Annotated in this window: 19 protein-coding genes; 2 read left to right on the top strand and 17 right to left on the bottom strand. The window is 40.0% G+C overall.

Going from position 1 to position 19759, the window contains the following annotated elements:
- Positions 1 to 2 precede the first annotated feature (2 nt).
- The 11 genes from AB3M96_RS22405 to AB3M96_RS22355 all read right to left on the bottom strand — a co-directional run bounded on the left by AB3M96_RS22405 (position 3) and on the right by AB3M96_RS22355 (position 11405).
- A complete protein-coding gene (locus AB3M96_RS22405) occupies positions 3 to 659 on the bottom strand; it encodes a 3'-5' exonuclease (RefSeq protein ID WP_412969834.1) in 657 nt (218 codons plus the stop codon).
- 37 nt (positions 660 to 696) lie between these two features.
- A complete protein-coding gene (locus tag AB3M96_RS22400) occupies positions 697 to 2580 on the bottom strand; it encodes a DUF294 nucleotidyltransferase-like domain-containing protein (protein ID WP_412969833.1) in 1884 nt (627 codons plus the stop codon).
- Positions 2581 to 2652: 72 nt separating this feature from the next.
- Entirely contained in the window at positions 2653 to 4311 is a 1659-nt protein-coding gene (locus AB3M96_RS22395) for a sodium:solute symporter family protein (protein ID WP_412969832.1), read from the bottom strand.
- Between the two features lie 260 nt (positions 4312 to 4571).
- Positions 4572 to 4874 (bottom strand): DUF4212 domain-containing protein, encoded by a 303-nt coding sequence (locus AB3M96_RS22390; protein ID WP_412969831.1) that lies wholly within the window; start codon positions 4872 to 4874, stop codon positions 4572 to 4574.
- Between the two features lie 723 nt (positions 4875 to 5597).
- Positions 5598 to 6125, bottom strand: a complete 528-nt coding sequence (locus AB3M96_RS22385) for a chromate transporter (RefSeq protein WP_412969830.1) — start codon at positions 6123 to 6125, stop codon at positions 5598 to 5600.
- A complete protein-coding gene (locus tag AB3M96_RS22380; protein WP_412969829.1) occupies positions 6122 to 6673 on the bottom strand; it encodes a chromate transporter in 552 nt (183 codons plus the stop codon). The genes AB3M96_RS22385 and AB3M96_RS22380 overlap by 4 nt, the downstream gene beginning before the upstream one ends.
- A gap of 439 nt (positions 6674 to 7112) precedes the next feature.
- Positions 7113 to 7955 (bottom strand): DUF1028 domain-containing protein, encoded by an 843-nt coding sequence (locus AB3M96_RS22375; protein ID WP_412969828.1) that lies wholly within the window; start codon positions 7953 to 7955, stop codon positions 7113 to 7115.
- Between the two features lie 35 nt (positions 7956 to 7990).
- Positions 7991 to 8593, bottom strand: coding sequence for a pyroglutamyl-peptidase I (gene pcp / locus AB3M96_RS22370; RefSeq protein WP_412969827.1), 603 nt, complete (start codon positions 8591 to 8593; stop codon positions 7991 to 7993).
- Between the two features lie 54 nt (positions 8594 to 8647).
- The gene (locus AB3M96_RS22365) at positions 8648 to 9178 is read right to left on the bottom strand and encodes a chromate transporter (RefSeq protein WP_412969826.1); all 531 of its coding nucleotides are present in this window, start codon (positions 9176 to 9178) and stop codon (positions 8648 to 8650) included.
- A complete protein-coding gene (locus tag AB3M96_RS22360; RefSeq protein ID WP_412969825.1) occupies positions 9175 to 9750 on the bottom strand; it encodes a chromate transporter in 576 nt (191 codons plus the stop codon). The genes AB3M96_RS22365 and AB3M96_RS22360 overlap by 4 nt, the downstream gene beginning before the upstream one ends.
- Positions 9751 to 9794: 44 nt before the next feature.
- The gene (locus AB3M96_RS22355) at positions 9795 to 11405 is read right to left on the bottom strand and encodes a gamma-glutamyltransferase family protein (protein ID WP_412969824.1); all 1611 of its coding nucleotides are present in this window, start codon (positions 11403 to 11405) and stop codon (positions 9795 to 9797) included.
- Between the two features lie 289 nt (positions 11406 to 11694).
- On the opposite strand from AB3M96_RS22355, the gene AB3M96_RS22350 reads away from it, so the two are divergent.
- The gene (locus AB3M96_RS22350; RefSeq protein WP_412969823.1) at positions 11695 to 12144 is read left to right on the top strand and encodes an Lrp/AsnC family transcriptional regulator; all 450 of its coding nucleotides are present in this window, start codon (positions 11695 to 11697) and stop codon (positions 12142 to 12144) included.
- A 176-nt stretch (positions 12145 to 12320) separates the two neighbouring features.
- On the opposite strand, the gene AB3M96_RS22345 is transcribed toward AB3M96_RS22350, so the two are convergent.
- From AB3M96_RS22345 to spoIIQ, 6 genes are all read right to left on the bottom strand, one after another.
- Positions 12321 to 14735, bottom strand: a complete 2415-nt coding sequence (locus AB3M96_RS22345; protein WP_412969822.1) for a S8 family serine peptidase — start codon at positions 14733 to 14735, stop codon at positions 12321 to 12323.
- Between the two features lie 353 nt (positions 14736 to 15088).
- Positions 15089 to 15868 carry an ABC transporter permease gene (locus AB3M96_RS22340; RefSeq protein ID WP_412969821.1) on the bottom strand — a complete coding sequence of 260 codons (780 nt, stop codon included), beginning with the start codon at positions 15866 to 15868 and terminating at the stop codon, positions 15089 to 15091.
- Positions 15865 to 16818, bottom strand: a complete 954-nt coding sequence (locus tag AB3M96_RS22335; RefSeq protein WP_412969820.1) for an ABC transporter ATP-binding protein — start codon at positions 16816 to 16818, stop codon at positions 15865 to 15867. Before AB3M96_RS22335 ends, AB3M96_RS22340 begins: the two co-directional genes overlap by 4 nt.
- A gap of 1 nt (position 16819) precedes the next feature.
- Positions 16820 to 17008 carry a PLD nuclease N-terminal domain-containing protein gene (locus AB3M96_RS22330; protein ID WP_412969819.1) on the bottom strand — a complete coding sequence of 63 codons (189 nt, stop codon included), beginning with the start codon at positions 17006 to 17008 and terminating at the stop codon, positions 16820 to 16822.
- A 274-nt stretch (positions 17009 to 17282) separates the two neighbouring features.
- Positions 17283 to 17750, bottom strand: coding sequence for a DMP19 family protein (locus AB3M96_RS22325; RefSeq protein WP_412969818.1), 468 nt, complete (start codon positions 17748 to 17750; stop codon positions 17283 to 17285).
- Between the two features lie 250 nt (positions 17751 to 18000).
- Complete coding sequence (spoIIQ, locus tag AB3M96_RS22320) at positions 18001 to 18909, bottom strand: stage II sporulation protein SpoIIQ (RefSeq protein WP_412969817.1); 909 nt, start codon at positions 18907 to 18909, stop codon at positions 18001 to 18003.
- A 185-nt stretch (positions 18910 to 19094) separates the two neighbouring features.
- Between spoIIQ and AB3M96_RS22315 the strand changes: the two genes are divergently transcribed.
- Positions 19095 to 19517 (top strand): VanZ family protein, encoded by a 423-nt coding sequence (locus AB3M96_RS22315; RefSeq protein ID WP_412969816.1) that lies wholly within the window; start codon positions 19095 to 19097, stop codon positions 19515 to 19517.
- The last annotated feature ends 242 nt before the right edge of the window (positions 19518 to 19759 follow it).

Here is a 19759-nt window from a genome sequence, read left to right as displayed (position 1 = left end):
CCCTACCAATCTCTACTCTGGTTTTCAGTTGCTCGTAAAAGTTCGCCCCAGGTCCGCCCACCGCGGTCCATAAAAAGTTGTAACAGTTCTACAAATAAGTACGCGGTTGTTAACGTGTCACCCGTTGCATTATGGCGTTCGTATATTCGAGTCCCAAAGCTTTGAGCGTAGCGGTGCAAATCGCGCATGTCATATGATGGAGAAATATATCCTATCAAGTCGAGTGTATCAATTGTCGGTATTTTTTGAAAGCTATACTTTTCACGTTTTAACTCACTCTTCAATGCAAGCATATCGAATGACACATAATGGCCAACGAGACACGCAGTTTTTTTCTTTTTGATCCAGTGAAACAATTGCGAGATGGCTTCGATAGGGGGTGGTGCGGATTCGACCTTTTCATTTGTAATTCCTGTTAATTCGATTATTTCCTGAGAAATTTGTCGGTTTGGATTCACGTATGTGTGAAATTTATTTTCCTCTACTACTTTCAAGCTCTGCACATGCACAGCGGCTATTTCAATTATCCGATCAACCGCAGCTACTTGAAAGCCCGTTGTTTCTGTATCGAAAACAGTGAATGCAATGTCTTCTATTTGTGTTGATAGAGGGATTTCAGTATGCAAATTTTGAAAAAGAGGCTTTCTAGTAAAATACAATGACTCTCCTCCTTTTTTGAAACTAGCTTCTCTATGTTTAGAAGTGGGAACTTACTAGACTTTGGATTTCTTTTAGAATTCTAGCACTTAAAATCAACTCTTCCTTTTCTTTTGTTGTTAATTTTGAAAAATGTAAAACAGAAGTCAATTCCTCCTTGTTTTTATACTGCTTCCACCGCTGTCTCACGTAAAATCCGATAACTTCTGAAATAGCTGCTTTAATATCCTTTGCAAACTTTTCATCAAATGCCTTCTTATCTACTAGTTTATCGACTCTTTCAAAGGGAGTTCCTGAAAAAATTCCATGTACCAGCGATAATAGTTGTAGACTATGATGATAGGGAAATAGAATTTCCTTTTTAATCTCTAGTTGCTTTCGGTCTAACTTAAATAAAGCGCGAATCGGATGGCCCAATGTTGGAATTTGGTTCTCCTTTTCCTGCTCATGTAATCGAAAAAGAAAGATCTTTGCGTTCTGCAATTCCTCTTGCAATCTTCCTTCAAACTGGTTATGCAGCGATTCATTTCCATACAAAAATCGGTAGGAGAAAAAGTTTTGTGCGAGTAACATATTTTGATTTGTTGCATTTATGCTCCACGAATGAACACGCCCCATCCATGTGTCAATTCCGCCTCTCCAACGTGGGTTGCTAGCCATCATGTCACCTTTACAGCGCGCATACCCTGCCTTTTCAAGCAGACGAACAATTTCCTCACTTAGTTTTCTAAAATACTCTTCAACCTCTGTATCTTCTGTATTTTCATAGATAAGAAAATGGTCTTGATCTGTAAGAAGAAATTGCTCTTCTCGGCCCGCACTTCCCATTTGATAAAAACAAAACGCGACCGGTGGCAACAGTCCTTCCTTTTTGGATATCTCTTCTATGGCCATATCGATGCATCTTTTAACAAGGCGATCGTAAAGTTTTGTTACACTATCTAGCAATCTAAAAATCGGCACATCGTCGTGTAAAAGGGCATCAACTACGTCATAAATGGCTAATTTTATGGAAGGTAATGTTTCCTCATTTGTAGTTTCAATAGCTCTAATTGTTTTCAGCATATTATCATTTTTTCTGCGCATGACATCTGAAAGTGTAATGATACCTACAACATTTTCACCTTCTACAACAGGTAAATGCTTTACTCCATGTAAAATAAAGGTGGAAAGGGCTTCATAATAATAGGCGTATCTTGAGATGGTTATTGGATTTCTGGTCATAATTTCTTTTACGGGTACATTCAAATTGAGTTGTTCTTGTATGACTCTCGCAACAAGGTCTCTTTCTGTAATAATTCCCTGTAACTTAGTACTTTCAATGACAAGAACAGAACTTGTACGATTGGTGGTCATTAATTTCGCAGCTGCTGTTATATTGGCGTATGGCTCTACCGAGATAATATCTTGTGTCATAATATCCTGAACTCTTCTAGTAAATGAACCATTTTCTCTGCCTTTTCGGGTGAGAGCCACCTGCTCCGCCAAGGATCCATAAATGTCCTTTAGGCGAACGGCAAGCTGGGTAAGAAGATAGTGATGGAAAGTTTGGCTATGCAATCTTTGTTTTATAACCTGATTAGGTATTAACAAACATTGCACACTCTCTGTCGCCTTTACTTCAACGGTATACTCATTTTCGCGATGAGGTGTACCCAATAAATCCGCAATACTTGATAAACCAATTAACTCACCTGGATTTACAATTTCAAGCACCTCTGGGTTATCTTGCTCTCCTACATACACTTCTGCACAGCCAGAAAGCAGCAGAAGTACTCCCTCCCGCTGCTCATTTGCATGAAATATAATATCTGAACGTATATATCCTTTTGGATAACAAAGTGATAGTAACGAGAGAATTTCATTTTTTGATAGTTCTTGGAAAAATGGATGGTTCTTTACCAAATCATATAGCTGTTCCATATTCTTCCCTCTTTTAAAACGGCTCTACGAATGATTCGCAGAGCCGCTTGATGGTTTATTTTTAGTAATGTATTATGCGTCTTCCTTAAGCCACACTTCTCCATCCTTGTAAACCATTTGTTCAGGATAGCGCATATCCATAACTTCGTCTTGGATTTTTTGTGATGGAGCCGGTGTTGCAAGTGACACAACAATGTTAGCTATGAAGCCAGCTGCCGCACCAAAAATTCCTGCTCCTGTATCGATAATTCCAGCAATCGTAAAGCCGCCGTATTTAGCTGCAAAGATATACGCTAATGCTACAGCTAAACCTACAATCATCCCCGAAATAACCCCTTGTGAGTTAGAACGTTTCCACCATACTCCCAATACAAGGGCAGGGAAGAACGTACTCGATGCCAAGGCAAATGCCCATGCAACGATTTGCGTAATCGCACCAGGAGGATTTAATGCAACTAGACCTGCTAGTAAAGTAGCAATTGCAATTGACCAACGTGCTACGTTTAGACGTTTTTGCTCAGTAGCATCCGGCTTCATTACACGATAATAAATATCATGTGCAAATGAAGATGAAAGTGCGATCATCAAACCACCAGCTGTTGATAATGCTGCCGCCATAGCTCCCGCAGCCATTAAGCCGATAACAAATACGCCTAGATTTGCAATTTCAGGTGTTGCCATAACGACGATATCATTAGCAATCGTCATTTCCTGCCACTGTAGAATGCCGTCACCATTCGCGTCAGCAAGTTTTAATAATCCAGTATCGATCCATGATTGAGTCCATGCCGGAAGCTCTGCTAATTTTTGACCAGCAACCTGAGTCATTAGGATAAAGCGTGAAAATGCTGCATAAGCAGGTGCAGATAAATAAAGTAAGCCGATGAATAATAGTGCCCAAGCGCCAGACCAACGTGCAGCTTTCATCGTTGATACTGTATAGAAACGAACGATTACGTGTGGTAAACCAGCTGTACCACACATTAAGGTAAACATTAGGGCAATGAATTGCCACTTCGTACCTGTTGTAAATGGTGCAAAATATTCAGTAAAGCCTAACTCACGATCAAGCTCCCCAATTTCTTTCACGATATTACCATATGATAGCCATGGTAGTGGATTATTTGTTAACTGTAATGAGATAAAGATAACAGGAATTAGATACGCAACAATTAAGACAATATACTGCGCAACCTGTGTCCACGTAATCCCCTTCATACCACCCATTGCTGCATAGAACGCGATTAGGACAACCCCTATCATTGTTCCAACTTTCGCATCAATTTCAAATAGGCGCCCAATTACTACTCCAGACCCTGATAACTGTCCAATGGAGTATGTAAAGGAAATAATGATTGTACAAATTGCCGCAACAATACGAGCTGTATGGCTATTAAAACGGTCACCAATAAACTCAGGTACTGTATAACGACCATATTTACGAAGCTGTGGTGCAAGTAGGAATGTTAGCAACAGGTATCCACCTGTCCACCCCATGATATATGCAAGACCGCCGTACCCGAGAGCCATAACTGTTCCTGCCATTCCAATAAAGGAAGCAGCACTCATCCAGTCAGCCCCAATAGCCATACCGTTATATACCGGTGGTACGCCACGACCTGCTACGTAAAAGTCAGAAGTCGCTTTAGCACGATTGAAAATAGCAATCCCAATATAAAGCGCAAACGACGCTAGAATGATAGATAATGAGACCAAAAACTGTGTATCCAAATTTCCTCCCCCTTTTAAGGAATTTGTTGGTTGATTACTAAGATAAGAAAAACCGGTGAAGGTCCTTATTCCTTCCCATTCGAGATTTTCTTATATCAGTAAGTTTTCTTTTTAATGATTGTGATTAGTAGTTAGACATGTTGGAGTATTCATTGCTATGGTGAGACAAGAGTAATCAACTTGTAAGTTCGCCTTATCTTACGTTTGGTAATTCTCTCATGTTGAGGTAGTTGTGACTTGTGCGTGGGTTAATTGGTATTTTAATGATCTAGGACTTTACCAGAACTAATTTGTTCGTTCTTGCTTTCATCAATGCCATATTTGCGATCGATTGAATCGCTTACTTTAGCATTTACGAACAGAACGATAATAAAGGTTAACACTGCTCCTTGAGCTCCCATAAAATAATGGAATGGTAGACCATTTACTGAGAATGTTGATAGCGGTTCTGCAAAAAGCACCACTCCAAACGAAACAAGAAATCCAATTATCAAATAAATGATGATATTTCTTGTACGCTCTCTAAAGTAACCATCAGCAACCTTTTTATCAATTTTCTTCAAACTTCTGCACCTCCATTAATAATGTAGTAATTTTAAAACTTCAATTCTTCCTTTCTCCTATTCACGCATCACCTCCTTAAAGGTTTAAAAGGCAGTTTTAAGATTTTTTGATATTTTATGGCGTATGCTTGGTTCACTTGAGGTGGGATATTTTGTAAAATAGTGCTTTGTTGGATTTTGTCTTCTATAGTATTTTTTTGAGTAGGTTTTTTCGTAAAAGTAGTACTCTGTTGGGTACGGATTATCGCAAATCATTGAGTTGCTAGTCCTGTTAGTATGAGGAAGTCTTTTATCCCAGATTAAAAATGAATCGAATTGTCTCTCCGATTGGTGCCGGAAATAGTATTATCTCAATAACAAAATAGATAAAAATGGACAAAAACGGGACAAGTAAAAAAAGCGGACGCTTTTTCTTAAACGCTATAAACAAGCTGATTCCAGTAATAAATAGAAGGATATAAAAGATCATTTGAGTAGTACCACTCCCTTTTGTGTAAGCGTTGTCATTTGTTCGATAAAAGAATGTATTACATATACTATATTACGAGATTGGAATTGTAATATTACGAAAATTATTAATATTTATATTATGAATTTTTTACCAGTAACCGTCAAGAAAAAAATTTGTCCACCCGAGGCGGACAATTAGTCTGTTGTGTATTTCTACGGTGACTGACACCACAAAAATACAAATGTCCTCCTCAGGTGGATACATGCTCTTAGTCAGAGTAATATGGCGCCATAGATGAGAGAGCCGATGATGACGTAGGCGGGGTGGATTTTCCATTTTTCGAGGAGGAGAAGGCTTGCTACGATTAGGATGATTGTGTGTAAGAGACCAGCGTCTGTGTATGATTCTTCAAAGAAACGGTATGCCATAGCACCTAGAAGCACAGCGATGGTTGGGCGTATGTAGTTGGTCATTCTTTTTACTTTTGGTGAGTTTTTAAATTTCGCTAAAAGGCTTAGTAGTCCGACCATTAGTAATAGAGAAGGTGCGACTGTTGCAAATACTGCAACCGACGCTCCAAGAACACCTGCTTGTTGAAAGCCAATATAGCCTGCCATTTTGGTCGCAATTGGACCTGGTAGTGCATTTCCAATGGCAAGTACTTCACTGAATTCATGTACAGAAAGCCAATGGTAGCGGTGGACCACTTCATTTTCAACAAGCGGAATCGAGGCTGGTCCACCGCCATACCCCACAATCCCTGGTATAAAGAAGGCTAAGAAGAGTTGCAAATAGATCATGACTTTACCTCCTCTTTTTTGTCTTTTTTCAGTATCGCGACTGCTAGTAGAATGCCAATTAATAGTCCGGGATGGATGTGTAAAAACTCAAGTAAAATAATGCTTAAAACTCCAAATATGATTGCCTTTGTAAGACCCAAACCCTTTTTGGCATTTATAAAAAATTCCCAAGTCAAAGAAGCAAGCATCACTCCGACAACTGACAAAACAGCTTTTGTCATGCCCTGCACCCACGCAAGGTCCTTGAATGAGGATAATGATGCAAGAAGGATTATCATTAATATGATAGTCGGAACGGTTGTAGCCAAGACTGCATTGATCATGCCTAACCATCCACCAACACGATAACCGATGTAGCCTGCCATCTTAGTCGCAATGGGGCCTGGAAGTGTATTTCCCAAGGCGAGGATATCTGCGAAGTCATCTTCCTTGAGCCATTTATACCGTTCCACCGCTTCCTTGTGGACAAGGGGGATTGATGACGGGCCACCTCCGTAGCCTAGTAGGCCGACTTTTAAGAAGGCAATGAAAATATTGAATTGCTTCATATTGGAGTTCCTTTCTGAAGCTGGATTTGGTTTGAAGTGAATGCTGGTATTAGTACTATTGCTCAATTGTCTGGGGTTATTGCTCAATAATCGTAAATACTGCTCAATTCTATCGGTTATTGTTCAATTACCATTTTTATTGCTCAATTTATTTATACGTTCACTGCTAGTCAGAGAATTGTACCTGTTGCTCGATCATAATTGCGTAATAATCCCGAGAATTGTCCACTTACCATACATAATTGCATAGAAGTGTTTATTAATTGCATGTTAAACTCAATAATTGCATAATAAAAAATTTAATTGCATGTTAAACTCAATAATTGCATAATAAAAAATTTAATTGCTGATTAGCGTACTTTCCCGACCAAACCTAGTGAAAACTCACAGTCTCAACCAAACTAAAAAAAGAAAGCCATACGGCTTCCTTTTAGTTTTTTCATTTATTTTTCATGTATTCCAGAATTTCGCGGTCGATTTTTCCATTTTCTTGTTCGCGCGCTTCAAAGTTTTCGGTATGGATATAGGTTGTGAGTGCTTCATACAACTTTGTGTCGTCTACATCAGCATTTTCTAGATAGCCAAACCCTACTAACAACCCTGCAAGCTCATCTCGAACATCACCCTGAATCTCCAAAATGTTCTCTTCTTTCGTTGGAGCAAAGTAAAGCTGTTGTAATTTATAAATTCGAATGAGCTCTTTTATTGGATCTGGATGGTCTTCTACACGCAAATCAATGTAGCGGTCATTAAATCCTGCATACCCGCCGTTTTCCTTCACGACCAAAATCGCAGCTGACTGCATACCACGGCTATCTCCGCCTGCAGCCTGTCCTGCATCAAGTGCTTGTAAAAGGCGTTCTGCAAGGGTTCCTTTCGTTTCAAGGAAAACGCGCCCCATTTCGGTGACTGTTTCTTCATTCACTAATATATTTCCTTGGGCAGCGAAGTTTTCACCGGTGATGCCACCAGCCCAGTCGTAGCATTTCTCACCTGTAAATGTAGCGGCATTTCCATTTGCGTCAACGATACCAGCTTGTCTGTATTCGCCTTGCTCATCTTCTGCGACTAATTGGTCGAGTGTTTCTTGTGCTGTTTTTCCCGCTGCTAATAGTTCGAGTCCTTTTGGTCCATACGACGTGTTTGCATATGATTGAGTGGCAACAGCACCAACACCCGCTTTTGCCCAAGGCACTACCGCACCTACTCCTAGAAATTTAGATTGAACAGCAATTCCTAATTCCTTTGTTTCCGGATCAAACCCAACTATTGAAAACGTCATCTTAAATACCCCTCCACTATTAGATTTTTTTAAACTTAATCAAGCACTTCAATCATCGCTGTGATCGCTTGTGTTAAATCTCCCTGTGACCAACTTGGTAACGATTGCTTTTTCAACGCAAGCTCGTGTGAAGCTGGGATATGAATAAAGCCAGCACGAACAGGTAACTGCTCCTGCTCGATTTTATGTAAAAGGGAATACATTACATTGTTGCATAGATACGTTCCTGCTGTATTAGATATCACCGCTGGATAGCCTTTTTCCACAGAAGCATCAACGAACTGACGGATCGGTAGTGTTGAAAAATAACCTGCTGGACCAGCTTCTTCAATTGGTGCATCCTGCAATTTCACACCACTGTTGTCTGCTGCTCCATCACGACAGTTAATCGCAATTCGTTCAGGAGTAATTTTATTTCGTCCCGCTGCGAGTCCAAGCGAGATCACCACATCTGGTTTTTCTGCTTCAAAATGTTCAATACATTGCTTTGCAGATTCCGCGAATTCAACAGGCAGTATTTTACCAACGATTTGATAGCCGCCAATTGTCTTACCGTCCAACGCTTTTACAACTTCCTCAGTCGGATTAATTGGTAAATCTAAAAAAGGTACGAAGCCTGTTAATAGTAGTTTTTTCATCAATTATCTCTCCTTTTTACAATAGGCCAGACTCCAAAGTCTGACCTACTTTTTTTATGCTAGAAAAATCGCTCCATATGCCAGTGCACCAACAATTACATACGCTGGGTGAACCTTGAGCCTTTCAAGGAGCACATAACTAACAACTATGATAATAACGGTTTGTAAAAGCCCAGTATCCACGTATGAAGTAGACACAAAGCTGATTGTCATGATCCCAAGCAAAACCGCAATCGCCGGGCGAACATAGGATGACATGCGTTTTACCTTTGGTGAATCTTTGTGTTTATATAAAAATCCGAGCAGTACAATCATTAAGATTAGTGACGGAGCAACCGTAGCAAAGATTCCAACAATCGCACCTGGTACTCCTGCTACCTCATAGCCAATATAGCCGGCCATTTTGGTAGCGATTGGTCCTGGCAGGGCGTTCCCTAATGCAAGCACCTCACTAAATTCCGAAACCGAAAGCCAGCCGTAACGATCCACAACTTCATTTTCAACAAGCGGTATTGATGCGGGACCACCGCCGTAGCCTACAATTCCCGGAATAAAGAAGGCTAAAAATATCTTCCATAAAATCACATGCCAACACCCTTTTCAACATTTTGCTTAACTTGTTTGTCTTTGTCACTCTTCACTACTGCTGCGATCAGTAGCACCGCAATAATGATACCAGGGTGAATACCTACTAACTCAATTAGAAGATAGCTTGCAACAATTACTGCTCCTGCGTGCATCCAGCCTAGCGAATCCTTTGATTTCTTGAAAAAATCCCAGGTTAATGTTGCGAGCATGACCGCAACAACCGGTGTAACAGCTTTTGTCATCCCTAGAACCCATGGTTGGTCTTTGAAGGATGTTAAAAAAGTTAAAAGTACAATCATTAATATAATCGTTGGAACAATCGTTGCAAGTACAGCAGTAATCATTCCAAGAATGCCTGCGACGCGGTAACCGATATAGCCTGCCATCTTTGTTGCAATTGGTCCCGGAAGCGTATTTCCAAGTGCCAATACATCTCCAAACTCATCGTCGTTCATCCATTTGTATTTCTCGACTACTTCTTTATGAACGAGAGGGATGGAGGAAGGACCTCCACCGTAGCCAAGCATCCCTACTCGAAAAAATGCTAATAACAATTGAAGCTGTTTCATTTTATCCACTCATTTCACTTTCTGTTTGAGCTCTTGTTAGAGCCTTACCAAGCTGCTACCGAGCCATCAGCTCTAGATTCTGTACCACCTGCAAGGACACCCGTCTTAGGATTTCTCCAAATAATTTGACCTCTACCAAAGCTGCCTCCGTCAAGAGTCACTTGGATTTGGTGGCCTTTACGAGCTAGCGCCTGTGCCACATGTGATGGGAAAGTTGGTTCAACTGCAATCTTTTTGCCTTCCATCCACTGCCATCTTGGCGCATCAAGTGCTGCCTGTGGATTCAAGTGGAAGTCAACAGTATTCATAACTACCTGTGCATGACCTTGTGGCTGCATGTAACCACCCATAACGCCGAACGGACCAACTGCTTCGCCGTCTTTCGTTAAAAATCCTGGGATAATTGTGTGGTATGTCTTTTTACCAGGCTCTAATGCATTTTCATGGGTTGGGTCAAGCGAGAAATCATGACCACGGTTTTGAAGGCCAATCCCTGTACCAGGAATGACAATTCCAGATCCAAAGCCCATATAGTTACTTTGGATATACGAAATCATGTTTCCTTCTCCATCAGCCGCACAAAGGTAAACGGTACCTCCGCTTGGTGGTGTACCAGGTTCTGGAGTAAGTGCCTCTTCCCCAATTAAGCTTCTTCTTTCAGCTGCAAACTCTTCTGATAAAAGCTGTTCAGAGGTAACTGACATTTTCGTTGGGTCTGTAACATATTTCTTACCATCTGCAAACGCTAGTTTCATAGCTTCGATTTGCTTATGATACGTCTCAACAGAATCCTTCTCGGTTAGTTCGAATCCTTTTAACATGTTTAATGCCATTAATGCGACAATTCCCTGACCGTTTGGTGGAATCTCCCATACATCATAGCCACGGTAGTTCACTGAGATAGGCTGAACCCATTCAGGCTTGTAATCTGCTAAGTCTTCTTTTGAAATGAAGCCTCCGTTTTCTTTTGAGAATTCATCAATTTTATCTGCTATTTCACCACGGTAAAAGCTTTCTGCATTTGTTTCAGCAATAGATCGTAATGTGTCCGCATGGCCTTGGGAACTCCATACTTCACCAATTTCAGGCGCGCGACCTTCTGGTGCAAATGTATCAAACCAACCCTTGTATTCAGGCGTAGTAAAAATTTCTTTGTATCTTTTATAAGCACCTTTCCAGTACTTCCCGAGGATCGGTGATAACGGATAGCCTTTTTCTGCGTATTCAATTGCCGGCTTTAACACTTCTGTTAATGGCAGCTTACCGAATCTACGTGAAAGCTCTGCCCATGCTGAAGGTACACCTGGAACTGTAACAGGGATAAGCCCGAAAGTAGGCATTGACTCATGACCTTTTTCCTTTACTGCATCGATTGAAATGCTTTTCGGTGCAGGTCCACTTGCATTTAATCCGTGTAACTCTCCTTTTGTCCAAACAAGTGCAAATGCGTCTCCACCGATTCCATTTGAAGTAGGCTCAACAACTGTTAATGTTGCGGCCGTAGCGATTGCTGCATCAATAGCATTTCCACCCTTTTTCAGAATTTCTAAGCCGGCTTGGGCTGCTAATGGTTGAGAAGTTGCCACCATTCCATTTTTCGCAAAGGTAGTTGTGCGTTGTGACGCATATGGGTAATTCAAATAATCGACATTCATGTTCTCATATCCCCCTCTAAAAATAGTAGACTATTTTGTACGTAACTTTGACATTTGTTAGTTATTTTTTAAAAAATGATTAACAAACGGAAGAAACTATTTATAATTATGATTATAATTGAAATGTAGAATATTTTCTATTATTTTTGATTAATTCTGTAAAAATGCAGAAATTACCTGTTTGGGTAAGGTTATCATATGGAAGGCATGTCCAATTTTATGATGTACGAAAGAAATGTCGATGGTAAAATAATAAATAGTGACGAAAGAATCGAAATGTGGTGAAATAATGAAACTTGATGACACAGATAAACGAATACTCGAATTGTTAACGATAAATGGAAGAATGTCATATGTGGATATAGGAAAGGAGCTTGGGTTATCACGGGTGTCGATACGTGAACGTGTAAACCAGCTCATTGAAAATGGCGTCATTGAAAAATTCTCGGTTGTGATCAATTCTGAAAAAGTCGGAAAAGGCGTATCAGCTTTTTTCGAAGTAGACTGCGAACCCGCTTCACTCGTACAAGTTGCCGAAACACTCGCCAACAACCCAAGTGTCGCAAGCTGCTACCAAATGACAGGACCAAGCACCCTGCACATGCACGTCCTAGTCGAAGACTTCTCAAAACTAGAAAACTTCATCAACGAAGAACTCTACAGCCTCGAAGGCATCACCCGAGTCGAAAGCCACATCCTACTGCGCCGCTTCAAAAGCCGGACGGGTTTGAAGCTTTAGAAAAAATTCGGCGATTATGGTGCCAGGCACCATAGAAATACAAATGTACATCTGGGGTGTCAGGCACCACAGAAATACAAAACCACCAAAATGTCCGCCTGAGGTGGACATTCAGTTACATTACAAATAAAAAGGTGTCAAGGCTAAAATGCCTGACACCTTTTTCTCACTAATATTTACTTATAAAGGAAGTTTACACCTGCAAGGTCTGTTTGGCCTTCATACGTTGCATATGCGTAGACGTTATAGTAATAACCTTTTGGCAACTTGAATCCGTTCGAAAGTGTTCCATCCCACGCAAATGTCTGATAACCAGCAGGGACATCTTCATACACTGCAATATCTCCTAAATAGCCAACTGGAGCGCCGTCAGCATTTGAAAGATAAACAAAGAAGTCTACGGATTCAGCTCCTCCTGGGAAGAACCCACCAACTGCAGTTAAGCCATTTTCATCTGTTTCAACATATACATACTCTGCACGTGGATAGTCCGGTTCCTTCACAAATAGAATAGTAGGAACATCAAACGTCTGCTTACCATCGCTAATTACGATAGTTCCTTCATAATACCCAGTCGCTAATTTGCCAGCATCCACTTGAACATTTAAGTTCACTTGTTGTGATTTCCCAGCATTCACCTTTAAGTTGTTGCTAGTTGAAACCTTTATTCCCGCTGGGCTTCCAGCAAATTTAACATCAAAACTATAAGTCTTTCTTTCACCCGATAGATTTTCTATTGTAAAATGCTGCTTCTCTACTTGCTTACCTTTGTCTTTGTAGAAGACGCCGAATGAATGGCTTCCCGGTGTAGCAAGTGTTTCAGTTTGGATTGCATCCAATGGGCGAATGCTTCCAGCACCTTGTGTGTTGTGTGGATATACATTTCCATTTGCATCTGTTAGTTCTTCTGCTGTATTCATTAATGCAGCTTTTACATCTTCTACATCCCAATCAGGATGCGCTTGTAAAAGTAAAGCTGCCGCTCCTGCTACGTGTGGGGATGCCATACTTGTACCTTGCTTCGCACCGTAACCGCCTGGAATAGTACTAGTAATATTTACGCCAGGTGCTGAAACATCCGGTTTAATCATCCATGTACTTGTAACAGGTCCACGAGAAGAGAAATCTGCAACTAACTCTCCTACTCTATTTGCAAATTCAATGTTGAAACTTACCCTGTTATTCCCTTTCGCAAGTTCTGCTAAAAGCTTTTGTCCATCCGCTAATGTAGTTTTAATGGTAGGTACAGCCATCCCGACCACGTCTGGAGTTTCTCCATCTACATTATTGTAAATAATTGCCCCAACAGCACCTGCTGCTTTTGCCGCACTCGCCTTGTCTACAAATGCAATGCCCGCTCCACGACTAATTAATGCAATTTTACCTTCTACATCTTTGCCTACAAAATCTGCAGCCGCACCAAATCCTACATCTACAAATTCATATTCTTCTCCATTTAATGCTAATAATTCTTCATCATTTGGGAATCCTTGTACCTTCGCAGAAGGATACTTAACCCCTCCAGTTGTTGAAATAGAAGCATTATATATATTATACGGAAGCTGAGTTGCTCCTACAGATATTGCATCACGTGAAGTTCCAGGTGATCCAACTGTCCAGTTAGCAGGACCAGCGTTACCATTTGAAGTAACTGCTACAACACCTTCAGCCATTGCCCAATCAAGTGCAATACTTGTCGCATAGTCAGGGTCATTTAATGAATTTCCTAATGATAGGTTCATAACATCTGCCCCGTCTTGAACAGCTTTTTCAATACCAGCAATAACGTTTTCAGTTGTACCGCTTCCACCAGGGCCTAATACACGGTACGCAAGAAGATTAGCTTCAGGAGCTACCCCTTTAATCTGTCCATTTGCCGCTACTGTACCAGATACGTGTGTTCCGTGGTCAGTTTTAGCACCACGAGGGTCACCAGTTGGAGTTTCTTGTGGATCTTCATCATTATCTACAAAATCGTACCCTTTGTAGTCACCAAAAGCATGAGCTAAGTCCGGATGTGTATAATCAGCACCAGTATCAATAACAGCCACTGTTATACCTTTACCTGTAATACCCGTTTCCCACACATCATTTGCGCCAATATATGGAGCACTCGCTGCCATCTGTGGACTAAACTCTTCTGGTGCTACTAGGGTAGTTTCATCACCAGTTACTGTATACGTCACACTCGGATAAACTGCCTTTACCCCAGGTACTGCCAGTAAAGCTGGAATTTCATTTGCAGCCAATTCAACTGAAAACCCTGAAAATACATGGTCATATTCTCGGTTTATTTTGCTAGATTTGGCTGCCTTTTTCACCGCTTCTTTAACCTTGTTACGTTCTTTTGCTAAATTCAATTTTGTTTGATTTTTCCCTGTGTGTTTTGCTTCTACAACTGACTCTTCTGTTAACTCAACAATTACAGTTGTAGATTTTGAGGATTTTACATTAATGTTTCCATGAAGTTCTGCCAGTTGTTGAGGAGTTGAGGACTCACCTTGCGCGAATGCCCCCATACCAAATGAAGAAAATGCTAATAAAAAGACTAATAAAATAAGTAGTGATTTTAACGTTCGTTTTTTACCCATGACCTAAGCTCCATCTCCCTCTACATAAGTGTCTACTGAGTTAGCCCCTATTTAAGCACTAAAAGTCATCCCTCCTTCTTTCAAGAATTGCAGGGCTTTTCCCAATACTGCTTAGATTCTAGCTGTCCCTTCTATTATCCTTTAGCCAAATTTCTGATAGATTTGACAATTGCTACGAACCTTTTCATATATCTTGGCGATTAGTTTCAACTTATGTAAAAACATGCTCATTAGTTGTTACTAAAGGCACAATAGGACTTTTTTGCATGTCGAAGAGATAGTTCAAAATCCCTATACTTTAGAAAAACAAAAAACCAGGGGCCCATTTCCCCTGGTATCTAACACATATATGTTTACGCTGCTCTTTCCTTCTTCGTAAACAACACAACCGCGCTTCCTACTAAAGCAATGATAAGAACAGCTGTGATTGACATTGTTAATGCAAAATGATCATCTGGGCTACCTGTTACAAATAGATTGCCAGCATGTGAGGATAGTCTTGCTGGGCTCCATATCATCCACTTTGATAGTAATGGAGTGAGCGCTGATAAGCCGATTGCTACCAATAATGACATGAATGCCACGAAGCCACTGCTGGATATGACCGTACTTAGGAATAACGTAACTGTTACTAAAAACACAAGCCATAACGCATAAACCAGTGACCCCTGCAATACATCCGCGAATGCTATATCTCCTATTAATATACCTGTATAATACCAGGATGCTAGAATACCTAGTAGAAACGAACCTAGAGTCATTAAAACAACGCTAAGCCATTTTGCGGTTATATAATTAGCGAATGAAACTGGTTTTACTAGAATAATATCCGTAACACCACTGTTTTTCTCAGATGCCACGATCCCCATGAACGCTAATACAAGAATAAGTACACCGATTTGGCTATATTGCCCTAGTGTTTGAACAATTACTTCTTGCGCAGTGGGATCTGGCATTTCAAAAACTGCCCCTTCTGGCAAATCGCCTGCTGCTTTTATTATCTCAGGTAAATAGTGAGTGGTAACCGGCTGCATGATTCCTAGTAAAATAAACACTAACGGAATCCATAGTATTTTAAAATTACGTGTCATTTCAATCCATTCTTTTTTAAAAAGTACTAACCATTGACTCATGAGTTCACCACCTTCATAAATACATCCTCTAAGGACGATTGACCAATTTTAAACGAAGTTACTGGGATTTCGTTAGACAAGATGTCTCGCAAAATTACTTCTCTTGCTTCTTCCAATTTTGAAACAACAACTGTTGCAGTGGAACGATCAACCGTTACTTCTTCTACTACATTCAAGTGTGTTAAACTATTTGCCCACTCAGATATGTTCGTTTCAGCTACAATTGTAATGACATCATGCTGATGCTTTTTACGTAAGCCTTCTAGTGAATCATTAAGGGCCAATTCACCTTTTCGGATGATAACAATGTCATCACAAACTTCTTCTGCATCGTGTAAAACGTGGGTCGAGAAAAGAATTGTTGTTTTCTTTTTAAGTTCTCTCATCATCTCAATGACTTCACGGCGACCAACCGGATCCAGTGCAGATACTGGTTCATCGAGCATAACAAGCTTAGGATTGTGCACCATTGCTTGTGCAATCCCTAAACGTTGTTTCATTCCACCGGAAAATCCACCTATTTTACGCTTTTTGGCATCTGCTAGCCCCACTAATTCAAGAAGCTCTTCAGCTTTTTTCTGGGAATCCTTTTTCGATAGGTTTGCCAATTGTCCAACGTATACCAAAAACTCATATGCACTCATCCAGTTATAAAAAACAGGGTGCTGTGGTAGGTACCCGATGAGATGGCGATTGTCTCCATTGTTGTTTCCGTCAAACTCGATTTTTCCTGAAGTCGGATGTAAAAGTCCAGCAAGCATACGTAGTGTTGTTGTTTTCCCAGCTCCATTCGGACCTAACAATGCTGTACAACTTCCCTTTTTTATATCAAAAGAAAGACCGTTAACCGCTGTTTCTTTTCCGTATTTTTTCACTAGATTTTCAATCGTAACGAGCGCTTGATCTGGTGCCACTACTTTTTCAACACGTTCAAGTGTCCCAATCGCCATATTAACGCTTCCTTCCTATCACAAAATATAGAATCGGTCCAAGCATGCTAATAAAAATAATAATCGGTACCCATAACAGTTTTGGTCCATTTGTTTCTTCACTTCGTGCCACATCTATTAATGCTGTTGCCATTAAAATTAACTGAATTACAATTACCGGTGCTAGTAATGCCCAATTGATTTCTTCCATTTTTATCACTTTCCCCTCAATTTGTTTTATCCCGGTGTAATCGTCCGTAAGACTCCCACCTTAAAACCTGATGTTAAACGAAGATGTTTAGGTGGGAGTTAACGGACGCTAACACCCCGATTGGTTCAACTAAAACAATTAGTGGGGGATGAACAAAACCCCCACTAATTGAGTTTCACCTTATCCGGAGATAGTACGTTTGGCGTAGTGAAAAAGTTCAGAGGAAATTAATTTTTTTTATAAAAAAATTAAAAACACCCACTCTTTGCAGGTGTTAATCAATTATTTCTATGATTTTAGTATGTATCCTTACAAAATAAGACTCTAGCATTTGCTGAAGTTGGTCATTTAGCGCGTAATACTCTGAGTTAGCCTTTTCAATCACTTCGTAAAATTGCTCTTCATCTATCTCATCAGTTTCCAGGGTGACAAACTTGCTCCACATGTCCTCGCCATACTTTTTAAAAATAACCGCCGTTTCGTATGCACCTATTTTTTCAAGTACAGATGTTACTGATTGTACATATGTATGTATCCCAACTTCTTGAATATATTCAGACCACCAATTAAAAAGTGCTTCAAATCCTCCACTTTCTAACTCCGAATAAAATTGAAACACTAAATAGGCGTCATTAATAAGTTCATTCTCTGTTGGAAAATCACATTCACATATTGCATGGATAACCGCATTCCAAATGTCATCATTCGTTTGAAGTTGGCTACTCTTTATTTGTGTTTTCATATTATCCAGCCCCAACTGTATCATTTCTTTCTATTATACAATAAAAAAACCGACTACCCACCTTATTGAGTAATCGGTTTTTCTTATATTAGACTACAATTTAGCTTCCATTGCCACCACAGTTACTAGACTATCGTTTCCGTTTAGTGAGGCAGTCGTACCACCACTTCATTAGCTGAAGTAGTTATGCGCTGGTAAACTGCCTGCATAAGCAGATCCTAGCCATTCGTTTCGGAATATCAAGCTTTTATTACGCTTTTGCCATTCCAATTGAAGCATCAGTTGAATTCGCATTTTCTTCTTCATCTGACTTTTCATCATCAGCAGCATCGTCTTCTTCGTCTGCTGCATCGTCACTGTCTTCTGGTTTCTCTTCTGCTGGTTGATCTTTGTCATCTTCAGTTGCATCTTCTTCTTTTGCAGGCGCTTCTTCTTTAGCAGCCTCTTCCTCTTTTGTTCCTTCTTCACTTTCTTCAAGTGATGTGATTGGCTCACCGAAAAACTCAAGCGGATTTACAGCTTTTCCGTTGTTACGGATTTCAAAGTGTACGTGAATTGCTGCTTCTGGATCGAATGTATTCTTTCCAGCCATTCCAAGTACATCACCTTGCTCAACAACGTCACCTTGCGCAACTTTTAAATCTGCAAGAGACTGATACATTGTGACAACACCATCAGAATGTTCAACTTCTACTACATTACCGTGTAAAGGATCTTTTTCTGCACGTGTTACAGTTCCAGCTAATGAAGCAACAACTTCAAATGCTTCGCCATTCTTGGCTACGATGTCGATACCTTTATTTGGAGTATACGTATTATCATAGAATACAAGAGCTGCTTCTTGTTTTTCAGCTGATGCTTCTACATCGTAAAACTCTCTAAAGATTTCAATTGCATCTTCGTCAATGACTGGCATTCTGAATTTCTCACCCGCTTGGTTTACAGGAACACTTGGCGAATCTCCAGTAGCTGATCCAGGCATATCCTCACCATATTGGAAATCCTCATCTGCTACATCATTATTGCCTTGGAACCATAGAACCGCGGTTAAGATTAGTGCTGCACTTACAATATAGATTGCTGGAAATACCCAACGCTTTCTGAAAAAACGTTGTAAACTTGATTTTTGAGAAGTACGTTTCTTTTCTTCCTCTCTCATGTTTCATCACCTCAGCAACCATTCTGAACACTTTCGCTGAATTATATACATTTGCTAAAAAATTTTTTTAGATTATTTTTCGACAAAGTATAAATTATTATGCATGATTGCTAAAAATATTTTTCGTAAAAGGAATTTCTTTCGTATGATATACTAGGTAAAGTTACACCGAAGGAGAGTTTATTATGAAGGCATTACTACGCTTATTATTAAAAATTGCCCCATTTGCATATATGTTTTTCATTTGGATATTATCCAGTTTACCCTCTGACGCAATAGTTGACACGGGCTATTCCTGGGATAATGCTTTTAAAGAGTCACTTCATTTAATTGAATTTGGCATTCTGTATGGATTATGGGTATTGTTCTTTTTAAGTAGTGGAAATCTTACATCTCGGACAAATTTGATTGCTGCTGCGCTTTCAATTGCTTATGGATTTGTTGATGAAGCACACCAATACTTTGTACCATATCGTTCGGCAACTATTATTGACTTAGTGAAGGATACAATTGGTGTACTTGTGTTGTTTTTTATTGTAAAAGCGAGTTATTTCGGTGGAAAGATGCCTCGAGTACGGAAATTGTTGGCGTGGGTTGAGGGGAAATAGAGTTTCAATTTGAACAAAACACATTAATCCGGTAATAATTCATATAATTCGGCAATAATAAGATTTTATCGAAAAAGGTATTGATTTATTCGAAACTTATTACAAGGAAATCCTGCAATAAAATAATTAATTCGAAAAATACAATAAAAACTCTACTTGCACACAAAATCATAACCACCCGTGAAAACGGGTGGTTTGTTCTACGGCTGAAAGCCTTCGTTACTGGCCAGCCCTTCAAAGGG

The organism is Ferdinandcohnia jepli (assembly GCF_047246645.1).
Taxonomy (GTDB): domain Bacteria; phylum Bacillota; class Bacilli; order Bacillales; family Bacillaceae_L; genus Ferdinandcohnia.
The sequence above is the reverse complement of the archived record's forward strand: the minus strand, read 5'-3'. Positions and strand labels throughout refer to the sequence as shown.